At 51.6% G+C, this 15,888-nt stretch carries 8 protein-coding genes; 7 read left to right on the plus strand and 1 reads right to left on the minus strand.

From position 1 onward, the window contains the following. Nucleotides 1-369 precede the first annotated feature (369 nt). Nucleotides 370-1,965, minus strand: coding sequence for a Ppx/GppA phosphatase family protein (locus QZQ29_RS05675; protein WP_296960921.1), 1,596 nt, complete (start codon nt 1,963-1,965; stop codon nt 370-372). Nucleotides 1,966-2,357: 392 nt separating this feature from the next. On the opposite strand from QZQ29_RS05675, the gene QZQ29_RS05680 reads away from it, so the two are divergent. From QZQ29_RS05680 to QZQ29_RS05710, 7 genes are all read left to right on the plus strand, one after another. After that, on the plus strand, nt 2,358-3,911 hold the full coding sequence (locus QZQ29_RS05680) for an exopolyphosphatase (RefSeq protein WP_296960924.1): 1,554 nt from the start codon (nt 2,358-2,360) through the stop codon (nt 3,909-3,911). 2 nt (nt 3,912-3,913) lie between these two features. Continuing rightward, nucleotides 3,914-6,082 (plus strand): polyphosphate kinase 1, encoded by a 2,169-nt coding sequence (ppk1, locus tag QZQ29_RS05685; RefSeq protein WP_296960927.1) that lies wholly within the window; start codon nt 3,914-3,916, stop codon nt 6,080-6,082. Nucleotides 6,083-6,716: 634 nt separating this feature from the next. Next, complete coding sequence (locus QZQ29_RS05690; protein WP_296960929.1) at nt 6,717-7,691, plus strand: G5 and 3D domain-containing protein; 975 nt, start codon at nt 6,717-6,719, stop codon at nt 7,689-7,691. A gap of 667 nt (nt 7,692-8,358) precedes the next feature. Further along, a complete protein-coding gene (lspA, locus tag QZQ29_RS05695) occupies nt 8,359-8,793 on the plus strand; it encodes a signal peptidase II (protein ID WP_296960933.1) in 435 nt (144 codons plus the stop codon). After that, nucleotides 8,790-9,716: an RluA family pseudouridine synthase gene (locus QZQ29_RS05700; protein WP_296960937.1), complete on the plus strand. Its 927-nt coding sequence runs from the start codon at nt 8,790-8,792 to the stop codon at nt 9,714-9,716. The genes lspA and QZQ29_RS05700 overlap by 4 nt, the downstream gene beginning before the upstream one ends. After that, nucleotides 9,716-10,672: a P1 family peptidase gene (locus tag QZQ29_RS05705; protein ID WP_296960939.1), complete on the plus strand. Its 957-nt coding sequence runs from the start codon at nt 9,716-9,718 to the stop codon at nt 10,670-10,672. Before QZQ29_RS05700 ends, QZQ29_RS05705 begins: the two co-directional genes overlap by 1 nt. A gap of 623 nt (nt 10,673-11,295) precedes the next feature. Continuing rightward, nucleotides 11,296-13,149 (plus strand): acyltransferase family protein, encoded by a 1,854-nt coding sequence (locus tag QZQ29_RS05710; protein WP_296960941.1) that lies wholly within the window; start codon nt 11,296-11,298, stop codon nt 13,147-13,149. Nucleotides 13,150-15,888 lie beyond the last annotated feature (2,739 nt).

Here is a 15,888-nt window from a genome sequence, read left to right on the forward strand (position 1 = left end):
CGGTTACGCGCCGCGGTTAGGATAGGCCCTTTGGGCCGCATAAGAAGAACCACCAGCTATGCTGGTGGGTTTCTTTTTTTAATTCTGAAAACAAACTGCTGTTTCATGGGGACATCAGCTTAGCGTCCGGCAGCAAAGGAGCACCTTCCCGCCAACCGGTATGTACCGATATTCTTCTCATATGCGATTCTTACCGAGATTCTTTGCTTGCGCTCAGAATGACTGTGTCCGGTGGGAAGGTCAGCAGGTAAGGCAGTCTGACGTCTAATCTACGCCCCCCCTTTTTAATCTGCGGCGGAGCCGCCACCACCACCCTTTGAACCCTTTGAACCTTCTGAACCCTCTGAACCCGGGCTGCAAAGCGGCCCCTCATGCCTTCGGGTCAAATCCCAGTTTCACCGCTTCTTCGGTGAGTTCATTCTTATTGTTGCTTCCCGGGAACCACTGGATGCGCAGGGGGAGGCGGAAGGTTTTGGTAAAGTCCTTGATAAGGTGCTGCACCGCATGGGCGGGAACGTCGAAGTTGTCCCGGCTGGTGTAGATGCGAAGGTCCATGGCTCCACGGGAGGCAGTGCAGATGAGGCGGGTGATACACTGTTCGTGGCTTTCATCGAGCCCCTCCGCTAGGGCCAGGAAGAGGGCCATCATGCGGACTTCCTTCATCTGGAGGTCCGAGAGGATACGGACGTGGGTGTTTGATTTCAGAAATTTGCTGGAGTAGCCGTGGTGGAAGGCACAGATGAGGGCGCACATAATCTGCTCCCTGTGGGACCAGCCGAAAATATGGGCGTTGGCGGTGATGTAGGCGCTGTGCCGGGCATGGCTGTAATAGTTGACGATGGTGCCGGTGTCATGAAGGAGGCCGGCGGCAAAGAGGAGATTCCTCATGCGGTCATTGAGATGATGCATTTTCTTCCACTGGTCGAACATGGAAAGAGCCATGGCGGTGACGTAGGAGGTATGGAAATCGTATTCCAGAGGAAGGGTGTAGAGGTAGTTCTTCACAGAGGAAATGAGCATGTCCTTTTTCCAGTGCCCTTCCTTATCGTAAATGGGGTCATAGTAGTGGAAGAAGAGGCCTTCCCGAAGGCCGCAGCCGGAGATGGTGAGGTACGAGGAACGGGCCTTCCGCACGATTTCCTGCACCACCAGGGAACCGGCAATGATAATGTCCGCCCGCTCTTCGGAAAGTCCGGAAACTTTCTGCCTTTCTTCATAGGTCTTTCCGCAGATGGATTTCACCAGGGAAAAGAGGTCTTCCACCGGAAGGTTGTAGTTATGGAGTTTCGGCAGGGGATAGGAGGAAGAGCGCTGGTGCACCTTGGCCAGGTTGCGGACCGTACCGCCTACGCCGATGACTTCCATGGGCTCCTTGGGGAACCAGGGAATTTCAGATAATTTTTTCTGAATGAAATTTCTAATTTTAGTAATCATTTCATAGGGCACGGTGCCGGAGGACTGGAACATTTCGGTCAGCGTGACGGCGCCCATGGGAATGCTGATGGAGTGCACCCGCTTTTTATTTTTGACCAGTGAAATTTCCACGCTGGCGCCGCCCAGGTCGAAAAGGAGGAAATCCTTCCGGTCAATAGTATGAATGACGCCGGAAAAGCCCAGGGCCGCTTCTGCTTTTCCGCTGATAATGGTCATGGGAATGCCGGTGGTGAGGCGTACTCTTTTCAGGAAGGATGCGCCGTTCACCGCATTCCGGACAGCGGCGGTGGCTACAGCCAGTACTTTCTTCACCTTCTGCACGGAAATGATATGGGCATATACGGAAAGACATTTCAGCGCCCGCTGCTGTGCTTCTTCCGTGAGCTGCCGGGAATCCAGCGTCATGCCTTCGGCGAGACGGATGGATTTCTTTTCCTGGTACACCAGTTTGTAGGAACCGTGGGCTCCAATCTGCATGATAACAAAGCGGATGGAGTTGGAACCCAGGTCGATGATTGCTATTCGTTCCATGGTATCTCCTTTTGCAGGCAGCCTGTCCGAATGCAGGGAAAAGACAGTGCTTGCCTCTGATGCTTCTATTTTACAACAGATGGGGGATAGATGATAGAAGATAGACGATAGAAGGTAGAAGATAGACGATAGATGATAGTAGATGGAAAAGAAAGTCTGCCATCTTCCATCTATCGTCTGATTTCTATCTTCTATCGTCTAATATCTATCGTCTAACATCTATTATCTAACTATCATCTTCTTTCCTAAGATATGCTACAATAATGATATAATAAGAAATAATCATATTTATTCAGGAGGCGGAGCTTTACAGAGGCTTTACTTTCCCAGTGTACAATCAAACAGGAATCAGATCATTTTCTATGCATTATGAATAGAAACGGGGGCTCGCTATGTCGGATCAAAAGCCGCTCATTTATGGAATTATTCATATCGGTTCATCCAATGTATCCATGCGCATTGTGCAGTATAACAGTGTGAAGGATATACGGGTGATTGAATCGGTGCGAAAGGACACCACCTTTGGCGAAGAGGTGTTTAACCAGAAGCGCCTGTCTTTCCCTTCCATTAAGAAGTTGTGCCGCATGCTGGAAGGATTGAAGCAGCTGCTCATGGATTACCAGGTGAAGGTGTACGCCGTGTATGCTACGGCGGTGCTCCGTGAAGCGGAGAACTGCCGGTCCATTATCGACCTGGTACGGGTGAACACAGGCTTCAACGTGCAGGTGGTGGATATGCCGCAGGAAATTTATTTCAAGCATTTCGGCCTGCAGTACCAGTTTAAGGAATATAACAAAGACGCCGGTGGCCGGATGGGAAGCAATTTCCTCTTCGTGGATATTACCTCCGGCTGCATCGGCCTTACGGTATGGGAGAAGGGTGCCCTGTGCTACCAGCACAATGTGCACATCGGTACGCTGCGCCTTTTGGAAACCTTCAAGCTGAACCAGCGGGATTCCATGGATTTTCCCCAGGCCCTGGGCGAATATATCCACGCCATCATGGAGCCCCTGTGGGTGACGGTGCGGAAGTATGATATTGATACGGTCATCCTCTCCGGCCGGGAGGCCCGGATTGTAGGCCGCCTCATGGGTCTTGCAGTGGGGAAGGAAATCACGGAAGTGAATAAGGACCGGATTCTCCGGTTCTATGAAGAGGCCGGTAACCTTTCCACCTCCATGCTGCGGCAGAAGTACCATGTGGATGAAGCCCTGGCGTCTGTAGTTTCGCCGACTATTCATATTTATAAGGAAATACTGGATAATGTGCCCATGAAAAATGTGGTGCTCATGGGCATGACCTTTGTGGAGGCGGCCAGCCTTTTCTACGGCGCCCAGAAAACGAAGGACCCGGCACTGCTCTACATGCGGGCCCAGAACCTGGAGCTTACCCGCTCTATTGCGGTGTCCTACTATTACGAACCGGACCACGCCCGGGCCATGGAGCTTTACAGTTACCATATTATCAGAGCCTTTGACCGGTACAACGGCCTCAATGAAAGGGATGAGTTCCTGCTTCGCATGGCCATCATCCTTTACCAGATCGGGAAATACGTGAACCTTCTGGGTTCTTCCATCCAGGCTTGGAGCATGGTGAAGGGCACCGATATTTTCGGAATTTCCGATAAGGAAAAGGACATTGTGGCCTGCATCGTGTACTACGACCATAAAGGCATGCCCAGCGATGAAGACGAGCCATTCCGCATTCTTTCCGATGAATCGAAGATGACGGCGCTGAAGCTCATCGCCGTTTTCCGGCTGGTTCGGGCCATGGATATGTCTAGAAAGCAGAAGCTGAAGGACGTATCCGCCAGAATCGTGAAGGACTGCCTCCTCATCGAATACGAAAGCGATGAGAATACGGCCCTGGAAACCTGGCTTTTTGATAAGGAAAAAGAATTTTTTGAAAATATATTCGGCATGGAAGCCAAACTTGAGCGGAGGTAATTATGGACGTGGACGTAAAGAATCATCGGTATTATCTGAATCGAGAACTGTCCTGGCTCCAGTTCAACAGAAGGGTTCTCCAGGAAGCGGTGGACCCCAACAATCCCCTTTTGGAAAAATTGAAATTTCTGGCCATTACCAGCTCCAACCTGGACGAATTTTTCATGATTCGTGTGGCAGGGCTGAAGCACCAGAAGGAAAACGGCGTGAAGCGGCGGGATATCGCCAACATGACGCCGGAGGAACAGCTGGAGGCCATTTCCGATACCTGCCAGCGTCTGGTGGCCAGGCAGTACCGGTACCTGAAGATGATACTGAAGGAACTGGAAACGGAGGGACTCTATTTCATCCGCCCCGAAGAAGCATCTCCCCGGCAGATGAAGTGGCTGGATGATTATTTTGAAAGAGAAATTTTCCCGGTAGTGACGCCTATGGCGGTGGATTCATCCCATCCCTTCCCCTTCCTGGCGTCCAAGAGTTTGAACATTGCGCTCCTGCTGGAACGGAATGAACGGGACATGACGCTGGATGAGGAAAATGATATCGACGTGAAGACGGCCATCGTGCCGGTACCGTCGGTGCTGCCCAGAATCGTGCGGCTGCCGGACAATCCGGAAAATCCGTCCCGCCACGATTTCATGTTCCTGGAACAGGTGCTGTGCCACTTTGCGGCCCGCCTCTTCATCGGCTTTGACCTCCTGGAAGCCCGCCCCTTCCGCATTACCAGAGATGCGGATTTGAACCTGGACGAAGAAGATGCCCAGGACCTGGTGGTGGAAGTGGAAAAGCAGCTGAAAAAGAGACAGCGCGGCGAAGCGGTGCGTCTGGAATTTGAACGGGGCACCAGCCGCTTCATGCGCCGTTTCATGACTTCTGAAATGAATCTGGGCTCCGAAGATATGTATGAAATCGACGGCCCCCTGGATGTGACGGCCTTCTTCTCCTTCTGCGGCATCAAGGGTTATGACAACCTCCGCTATCCGGAAGCCCATCCGCACCGCCCCTGGTCCATGATCCAGCTGGGGAAGGACAGCGAGAAGAATATTTTTGATATGATTCGGGAAAAGGACCTGCTGGTGCACCTGCCCTATGAGTCCTTCGACGATTCGGTGGTGAATTTCGTGGCCTCCGCCGCATCGGACCCCAATGTGCTGGCCATCAAGCAGACGCTCTACCGCGTTTCCTCGTCCAGCCCCATTATCCAGGCTTTGGAAAAGGCGGCGCAGAACGGGAAACAGGTGACGGTACTCATGGAAGTAAAGGCCCGTTTTGATGAAGCCAACAACATCCTCATGGCAAGGCGCCTCGAAAAAGCAGGGGCCCATGTTATTTACGGTCTGGTGGGACTGAAGACCCACTCCAAGTGTACCCTGGTCATCCGCCGGGAAAAGGACGGCATCCGCCGCTACGTCCATGTGGCCACCGGCAACTACAATGCCTCCACCGCCAAACTGTACACGGACCTTGGCATTTTTACCTGCAACGACCGCTTCGGCAGCGATGCCTCCGCCTTCTTCAACCTTCTTTCCGGCTACTCCGACCCGCCTATCTGGGACTCCTTCATCGTGGCGCCGATTAACCTTCGCCAGCGCTGCATGGAGCTCATTGACCGGGAAATCCATTTTGCCCTGCAGGGAGAACCGGCCCACATGATTGCCAAGATGAACTCCCTTCTGGATAAGGAAATCATTGCCAAGCTCTATGAAGCATCCAGGGCCGGCGTGAAAGTCGAACTCATCGTCCGGGGCATCTGCGTCATTATCCCCGGCATCCCCGGCGTCAGCGACAACATTACCGTGCGAAGCCTGGTAGGCCGTTTCCTGGAGCACAGCCGTGTCTTCTGGTTTGCCAACGGCGGCAGGGAAGAACTCTACATCGGCAGTGCCGACTGGATGCCAAGAAACCTGAATGACCGGGTGGAACTGATGATTCCTGTAAAGGACCCGGACATCTGCAGAAGGCTGAAAAACATGATTGACCTGGAACTGGCGGACAACCAGAAGGCCCACATCATGCAGTCCGACGGCACCTGGCGGAAATCCATCGCCCCGGAAAACAGGGTGGCTGCCCAGGCAAGGTTCCAGGAACTGGCGGAACAGCGGGATAGGGAAGATGAAATGACCCTGGCCCAGAAGATGGAACCGTACATGCCGGTATTCGGAAAACATTGATACCCATTATCAATGAAAAGCCCCAGTGTATGGGGCTTTTTTCATGTTTTTTTGAAATGGAATCATAGATTGACGGGAATGATTTGCAAAAAAATCAAGGCAAAAGCTCTGTAACCGATGATTTCCTGTTTTCTACTTTTAGCCTGAATTGAATCTATTTTTGGGAAGGCCCTATGGAAAACGCCTCTTTTTTCATCAAGTATTCCCACAAAGCATGAATATATTAGCAAACACAAGTTTCATAAGTCCTTTGACATGGGACAAAAAAGGGCTATCCCAGCAATATAGAATCCGTTCTTAATGGTTTACAATTTGGAAGGGGGAAAAGGTGCAAAAATGGCAGAAAGTCGAAAAAAACGGAATTTTTAGGATTCATAATATGTTAATATTTTACTAATGTCCATTGCAAAGGGACAGAATTGACAATTAAACGAATTGGAAATATACGATAAATACTGAATAATTCGATAATTTGTGATTGAAGATATGATTTTATAAAGCTAAACTGACAGGAAACATAAATGAGAAAAGCTAGATAAATACTAGGGAAAATACTATTTTATAAAATGTCAACTTCATAAAATTTGACAAAAAGTCTCCCTATGGTAGAATGACTGCCATAGGAGAGAAAAATATGAAACATTCAACCTTTGAAAAAGCAGCAAAAGCAGTAACCTGTTCCCTCCTTCTCCTTTCTCTGGCGGCCCAGACGGACCTTTCCATGGCCTTCGGCTTAGGTGCCCAGGATGAGGATAAGGTGGTTACAGTGTATGACGGCAAAACCAAAAAGGTGGTTACCACCAGGGCAAACAGCTTCAAAAAAGTGCTGAGCGATTCAGAAGTCACTCTGAATGCCTATGATAAGTACTGGACCAGCAGCAGCGATGTGGAAAACGGCGCAGTGGTGGTGGTGGAAAGGGCAAAGCCCGTGACCATTGTGTCAAACGGCAGAGCCAAGACCCTCTATACCACCCAGCAGACCGTGCAGGGCGTGGTGAACGAAGCGGGTTTCGACTGGAAGAAAATGATGCCCATCGAAGACGGCATGATGAAGGTCACCCAGGGCATGCAGATCCACGTGGTTCCCTATACCTCCCGGGTGGTGAACCGGACCGAATCCATCCCCATCCACTATAATAAGTGGTACGACGCCAGCCTGGCGCCGGGACAGATGGAAGTGGTGCAGGAAGGCACTCCGGGCCGCAGGGAAGTAGAAATGGAAGAATACGTTTCTGACGGCAAGGTCATTAAGGCAGAAGCGGGAGACGTGAAAGTCATTACCCACGGTACTCCGGGCATTGCGAAAACCGGCGACGTGGAAGGCACACAGGGCTACGTGCGCAGCATGAATGCCAGCGCCTACCATCCCACCGACGGCGACGGCTTCGGTATTACCGCCACCGGCACCAGGGCAGGTCACGGCACCGTAGCCGTAGACCCCAGAGTCATTCCCCTGGGCTCCACCGTATTCATACCCAACTACGGCGAAGCGGTGGCAGCCGATACAGGCGGAGCCATCATCGGCGACCGCATCGACCTCTGCATGGAAACCTTCGAAGAATGCTACAATTTCGGAAGACAGAATGTGGAAGTTTTTGTGAATTATTGATATGGATACAGAAAACCCGCAGGGCTTTGGGCTCTGCGGGTTTTATATTTTGGGGAAATGCGCGGAGGGGAGGAGGCTCTGGCTCTCCGTCATGCAGCACTGGAGACACAAATGTAAATCCCGTAACGTCAGGCTCCTTCATCAGGAAGGAGCTGGGCGATAGCCCTGAGGATAGGTCCGAATTATTTTAGTGAAATAACTGACGCCCCTATCCTCCGTCGCCTAACGGCGCCCCCTTCCTGTGGAAGGGGGCTTTGGCTCTCCGTCATGCAGCACTTGTGACACAAAGGGCAAATCCCGTAACGTCCCTTGCGTCCCCTTTAGGGGAAGAGGGCCACGAAGTGGCGCAGGGGTGTACTACGCTGCGGGTCGAAAAGATACTCTAATCAAACTTGACTGCCAAACGGCAGCCTTCCCGCCGACCGGTAGTTAATGACAATTTTCTCACTTACGATTCTTACGGAGATCCTTCGCTTGCGCTCAGGATGACAAGTGGGAGGCGGGAAGGTAAGTACGTAGCGCTGACTTCATACTTCATCGCCCGTCAGGGCGATACCACACCCTCTGAACCCTCTGAACCCTCACGCCGAAGGCGTGTCCGTAAACCCTTTTGAACCCTGCGCCGTAAAGCGGCGCCCTATGGTATAATACACATCAGGAGGACTTTATGACGACCATACTGATTGCTTTTTGTGTAACCATCTTTGACCAGCTGGTGAAGTGGTTTGTGGTAAACCACATGGAGCTGGGGGAGACCATTCCGGTGATACGTAATGTATTTCATTTCACCTATATCCTGAATCCCGGCGCCGCCTTTGGGCTCTTGCCGCACCAGGACTGGTTTTTCCTTGCCATTGTGGTGGCCCTTTTTGCGGCCTTTTTCGTGATGCGGAAACGGATTCCGAAAAAGCCCGTTTATTTTCCTGCTGCCGTGGCCATGCTTCTTGGCGGTGCCCTTGGAAACGGCATAGACCGCGTGCGGCTGGGAGCGGTAATAGACTTTTTTGATTTCCGTATCTGGCCTATTTTTAACGTGGCGGATATTTTCATCTGCCTGGGAGTAGGCCTCATTGCTTTTTACTTTTGGAGACACAGTGAATGAATCAGATTACCTGTCATATTTCAGAAAAAGAAGAGGGCGCAAGGCTGGATAAGATTCTGCAGGATGCATCGGGCCTTACGCGCTCGGAGGTGCAGAAATGGATGAAGGAAGGAAAGGCCATCCTTCTTCCGGGAAAAATGCTTCGGCCCAATTACCACGTGAAGGCGGGGGAGGAGATTTCCTTTTCCTGGGAAGAGAAGCAGGAGCTCACCCTGGTGCCGCAGGACCTGCCGCTTCATATTCTCTACGAAGATGAGGATATGATTGTGATTAACAAGGCCCGAGGCATGGTGGTGCATCCGGGCTTTGGAAATCCCGACGGCACCCTGGCCAATGCACTCCTTTACCACTGCGGGCCTTCCCTTCTTTCTGCCTGCGAGGACCCTATCCGCCCGGGTATCGTGCACCGGCTGGACAAGGATACCTCCGGCGTCATGGTGGCCGCCAAGTCCGCCAGGGCCTTTCCTGTGCTGAAGGAGGAAATCCGGGCCCATGAGGCAGCGCGCCATTACCTGGCCCTGGTGCATGGACAGATGGAAGGAAATACGGGGGTCATCCGCCTGCCATTGGGGCGAAGCGTGAAGGACCGCATGAAATGGGACGTGCAGCCGAAAACCGGAAAGCCGGCGGTCACCCATTACCGGGTGGAGGAATTCATGCCGGGCTATTCCTTCCTGGAACTGAAGCTGGAAACCGGACGGACCCACCAGATTCGCGTGCACATGGCCTACATCGGACACCCTGTGGTGAACGATCCCCTCTATGGATGGAAAAAGGACCATTTCCCCATCGAAGGGCAGGCCCTTCATTCCTGGACGCTGGACCTGAAGCATCCCGTCACAGGCGAAGCCATGCATTTTGAAGCGCCGGTGCCGGAGGACTTAAAACTCTGCCTTGCTATGGCAAGAAAAGGGGAAGCATAATGGAAATGAGGAAAATTTCCGTACCGGGCTTTACCATCGGTACGGCGGAAGATAGAAAAGGCCTCACCGGCGTTACGGTGATTCTGGCGCCGGAAGGCGGCGCTGCTGCCGGTGTGGATGTACGGGGCTGCGCGCCGGGCACCAGGGAAACGGACCTTCTGAGCCCGGAAAAGACGGTACAGAAAATCCACGCCGTCGTTCTTTCCGGCGGCTCCGCCTTCGGTCTGGAATCGGACTGCGGGGTCATGAACTATCTGGCGGAAAGGGGCGTGGGTTTTCCGGTAGGGGACATTACGGTACCCATCGTCTGCGGCGCCGTGCTCTTTGACCTTGCCATAGGTGATTCCCATGCCCATCCTGATATGAAAATGGGCTATGAAGCGGCTTCCAAAGCATCCGATACGTTCCCCGTGGGCTGCTATGGCGCCGGTACCGGCGCATCGGTGGGAAAACTCCGGGGCCCTGACCATGCCATGAAAAGCGGCGCCGGCTATGCGGAATTTGCCCTTCCCGGCGGTTTATATGTGGGCGCCTACATGGCAGTCAATGCCTGCGGCGAAATCTATGAAAACGATGAAATCCTGGCGGGCGCCCTTTCCGATGATGGCAGCCGTTTCATTTCATCCCATGAACTCATGATGCACGGCTTTAAGAGGCAGATGGGAACCAATACATCCATTGGCTGCGTCATCACCAATGCGAAACTCTCCAAGGCAGAATGCAAAGCGGTTTCCGGCATGGCCCACGACGGCTACGCCCGGGCCATCCGCCCTGTTCATACAACCATGGACGGCGACACAGTCTTCACCATGGCCTCCGGCGAAGTGGAAGCGCCGGTGGACACGGTGGGCTATCTGGCGGAAGAAGCCATCCGCCTGGCCATTCTCGACGCCGTAAAGAGCGCCGAACCCATGGGCGGAAGACCGGCTTTTGTGGATATGGGCAAGCGGCAATAAAATGGCCGCCTGCAATTAGAATGGCTGCATTTTCAATAGTAAATCGGTTTCAAGGCACTTGACGGGCCTATGGGCCCTGAGTGCCTCAGGTTCAGGCCGTGATTGGCTGTGCTTTACGGCCTGGTTCATAGGTAGGTGTGATTTGTGCCCTTTGGGAGAGAAAAGCCGCGTTAGCGGCTAATGAATCTAAAGGTGCCAAACTGGCCTCAGCTAACTGCCATCTCTTTGACACTTATCACCTCATTCCGGCCAACTTGTATTTAATGCAAATTGTCTCCAATGTACTATGCACCGAGATTCTTCGCTTAGCAAATAATGACGTGGAAGGTAATCCCGTAACGCTGATTTCATACTCATCGCCGAAGGCGATACCATAACCCTCGGGCCAAGGGCCCGTCAAACTTAAGAACCTTAAGAACCTTCGGCCCGCCAGGGCCGTCAACCCTCACGCCCGAAGGGCGTGTCCTTCTGAACCTTAAAAATCCCTCTTTTCCTAATCCGGAAAAGGGGGATTTTCATATGGAAAAAGGGGAGGAAATGGTATAGAATATAGGGCGCTTATAGAGAAAATGAGCTTTTTACGTATTCATTTCCGGAGGACTTTCCGGAAAGAAAGAAGAAAAATGGAAAACGACTATACCGCAGCAAAGGGCGCTGCTTCTTATACAGACAATGATATCAAAGCCATGAAAAATAGAGGAAACCGCATTTCCGGGCTGGACGGCCTGCGCACCCTGGCCATCACCGGGGTGACCCTGTTTCATATGTTCCCCCAGACCTTCAAAGGCGGCTGGCTGGGGGTATCCCTTTTCTTTGTGCTTACCGGTTTCCTACTGGCCTACACCGGAGAAAAGGGAAGGGAAAAGCGCTCTTTTTCCCTCCTTTCCTATGGCTGGAAACGAATCAAAAGGATATATCCCTCCCTTATCATCATGATTCTTTTGACGGTGGGCGTGTATTCCTTCTTTGCGCCGGACATCATCAAAGCCGTGCGGCCGGAGGTACTTTCCGTACTCTTGGGCTTCAACAACTGGTGGCAGATCGGGCAGAATGCGGACTATTTCACCCGCATTGCCAGCCAGTCCCCCTTTACCCATCTCTGGTTTCTGGGCATTGAAATCCAGTACTACCTCCTGTGGCCTCTTCTTTATGGCCTCTATATAGGGATTTCCAAACTCCTGAATCCCAAAGCAGGCACTGCCTTCTTCCTGCTGGCCGGGCTTGGCGCAATGGCTGTCATGCCTTACGATTTCAGCGAAGGTATGGACATGACAAGACTCTACTACGGCACCGACACCAGGGTATATGCCCTCCTTCTAGGGGCGGCTCTGGGATTCTGTATTTCCCATAGACCTATGGAAACTACATGCTCCCCATGGAAAAAGAAAATCCTTTCTTTTCTCTACGGGGCGGCCCTCCTTGTAACTGGGGCGGGGTACCTCTTTCTGGACGGGCAGCTCTCCATGGTTTACGAATGGGCCATGGCGGCCTACACGGTGCTCTTCCTCCTTCTTTTGGCCTGGACGGCGGACCCCTCCCTGCCTATGGGGAAACTCATTGACAATCCCCTTTTCCGGTGGATAGGAAAGTACAGCTATGGCCTTTTCCTCTGGCAGTACCCGGTGATTTTCCTCTTCCGCTATATGAAATGGGAAGACGCCATGCCCTATGGCATGGAAATTCTGGAAATCGCACTCATGGCTCTTCTGGCCCTGTGGACTGAACTCCTGGCAGTCCTCTTCACCGGACATATCCATTTCTCCTTCCATCCCAGAAAAACGGTGATCCAGGCAGCAGCGATTCTCCTCATTTCCCTGCCCGCCTTCCCCTTCATGGCCTACGGCTGCCTGGGTATCTGGAACTCCGCCGACAGCCGGGTGTCGGACATGGGAGAAATGAAAGAACGGTTCGCGGAAAACGAAAAAATGCTGGAAGCCCAGCAGGTGGAAGCCATTCCTGTTCCTGAAGAAACAAAAACAGGGAGCCGTCCCACCCTGGACCATGTGGCATGCATGGGTGACTCCGTCATGCTTGGTTCTGCCATGGCCTTAAGGGACGTGCTTCCGGACTGCTACATTGACGCCAAAGTTTCCCGCTACGTAGGCGCCGGCCTTGACATTGCGCGGCAGATGGACCAGATGGGAGTCCTTGGAAATACGGTGGTCATCTCCCTTGGCACCAACGGCCCCCTGGACGGCCAGTACGAAGGACAGACAAAGGGCCTTTTGGACTACCTGGGCCCTGACCGCCACATTTTCTGGGTCACCGTCCACTGCCCCGCCACCGGCTGGCAGGACAGCAACAACGCCTACCTTAGAAAAATAGCGGCCGAATACCCAAACGTCACCCTCGTAGACTGGCAGGGAGAAGTAACTAAACATCCCGAATGGCTGGGAGGAGACGACATCCATCCCAATAACGAAGGCACAGCAGCCTATGCAGGCCTCATTCATGACGCCATAGCAGCGAAAATGTGATGGACTGCTATCCGCTGTCCGCTGTCATGAATGAAAGCTTTGACGTTTCTCTGTTATCTTTGAAAGCCTTTGAAAAATAAAGGTGTAAACGAGAAGAAGCCGTGAAGAAATGGATCCATTTCCTTCACGGCTCTTTTCCTTTAGCGGAATAAAGTAAGTTTTTCTGAAAAATTTCACTTTTTCTTTTCACATTTTCAAATCTCCCGTTATATATATAAGAGGGGGATGAAAAGCCCGCGGTTTTGACAGAAACCGCTCCCTATGTTTCTGAGTTGCGCATAAGAAATGATTCTACGGAGCGGTGGAGCCAAAGAAGGTACCGCTTTTCTCCCTCCCCATTTCCGGAAAATGGTCAAAAATCAGTGCAAACTGAAAAATAGCAGAGAAATCCAGGACTTTAAACATCTATCACGGCAGAAATGACGGGAGACACTGTTCCGGCACAAGCCGTCGCACTTTGTGCAGCAGCGGCTGTTGACCGAGTCAGACACCGAACTCATTGGGCATAGGGGATGGGAAGTCACCGGATTTCTTTGTGCTTGAAAGCAGCCTCACAAGGGCTGCTTTTTGCCTTTTTATGAATAGTGTAACATTATGGCAAGGGCTGTAATGCAGGCTCCTTCCTCAGGAATTAGCTGGGCGAAGCCCTGAGGATAGGTCCGATGACTTCTTAGTATAGTATAGACCTGACGCCCCTATCCTCCGTCGCCTAACGGCGCCACCTCCTTCCTTAGGAAGGAGGCTCTGGCTGTTCGTCATGCAGCACTGGAGACACAAATGTAAATCCCGTAACGCCTTGTTTCCCCTTGAGGGGAACGCTGCGCAGCAGCAAAGGGTGTACTACGCTGCCAGTCGAAAAGACACTCTACGCAAACCTGACCGCCAAACGGCGGCCTTCCCGCCGACTGGTATTTAACAGCAAATGAGCTACTATCGGCACGTACCGAGATCCTTCGCCGTTGCGCAGGATGACTGTGGGACGGTGGGAAGGCAGCACAAAAACACGGATACAAATCCGTGCCAGGCAGTATTGCGGGCCTCTCAGAATCAGGCGCCAACGCTGAGCGTACAGGAAAGTCCTGCAGCCGCCTTGAACCTGGGAAGCACTGCTTCATTCCCAGAATCAAATTTCATATGGATTTTTGTCCAATGCTGCGTCATCAGTCTCCTTAAATAGCCTGCTATTCGCGTCGACTGATTCCTTGCATTGAACTAAAATCCAAGAATGAAATTTGATAACGATTGAATCAGTGCTTCCCCGTCGTCCGGTAATGCGGGCTCATGCTGCAAAGGATGGTATCCGTGTTTTTGTTTTGTTGTGAAGCTTTTTTACGAATCTGCAGAATCCGTTCCGACTTCCCTGGGCCCCGGGAAGTCGAGGAGGGGAATCGGGAGCCTGTATACAGGGATTCATGGCTTTCCTACCTGTCAAAGCTGCATTCCGGCCGGAATATTCGCGATATACATGACAGATGGGAACAGAACCCTTCCATGGAGTTTCCTGATTTCCTTCTCCATACATTTATATTGCATAAGCCCCTCTTTTTTACAACCTCTCTTAAGAATTTTGCTTTGAAAATATGCACCGTCCTCCTCTCCTGTCATTTCGAGCGCAGCGAAGCGGAGTCGAGAAATCTCCTACCGCCATGCTCCCCCGCTCCATTGGCCTCACAGCATAGAACGTAACGCAGGCTCCTCCTTTTGGAAGGAGCTGGGCGGAGCCCTGAGGAACACCGAAATAAATTTTCAAAAATTTTTCCTCCCAGGGGGTCTAAAAATCGAACCGTCTGCGATATTAGTATCAGAGGGATGAAAAGACCTCATGAGATGATGCATCCGATTTCCAAACTGCCATCCTTCATATCCGCGGTAAGGGGAGGGCAGGGGAATGAAGAAACATCAGGGAATTCTACTTTTCAATCCTTCCTTCTTCTAAAATCGGCCGATGATAGACAGAAGAAAATGCAAGAACCAAAACAGAAGACAGAAAAGCAATAAGGAAGAGCGCTCGCAGGACTTTCCTCTCTCTGACGACTAGATCCGAGCAGCACCCATGTATGTGGGAGGGCCAAGGCGCGGACGCCTGATTCATTGGTTGAACTTACCTGGAGACTCCCCCTGATAGGCTTTTCTGTTTTTTGCGTGACGAATTGGAGTTAAGCTGATTAACCGTATCATGTTAAAGGGGCTGAGAAAGAAATAGTGTCATTTCTTTCTCAGCCCCTTTAACATGATAAAGAAAGTTTTCATAAAAATTTTCACTTCTTCTTTTCATATTTTTGAATCTCGCGTTATTTATATAGTAGAGGGGCATGAAAAGCCCGCGGTTCTACCGGATGTCACTCCATATGTTTCCAAGATGGCCATAAGAAATGATTCTATGGAGTGATGGAAAGCAGAAAATGGTACCGCTTTTCTCCCTCACCATTTTCCGGAAATGGTAAAAATCAGTATCAACTGAAAAAATAACAGAGAAATCCAGGACTTAGACATCTATCGCGGCAGAAATGACGGGAGACTCATGCCTGGCGCGCGCCGTCGTACCTCGTACAGCAGCGGCCGTAGACCATGCAGACACCGAACTCATTGGGCATAGGGGATGGAAAAGGCACCGGGTTTCTTTGTGGTGTTTTTTAAGGAAGCGCTGATTAAATCGTTGTCCGCTTTTATTCTAGAATTTTTATGCAATGCGAGGAATGGGATGACGCGAATAGCGAGCTATTTAAGGAGTCCCATGAC

It is taken from the genome of uncultured Dialister sp. (assembly GCF_900538805.1).
In the GTDB taxonomy this organism is placed as follows: domain Bacteria; phylum Bacillota; class Negativicutes; order Veillonellales; family Dialisteraceae; genus Dialister.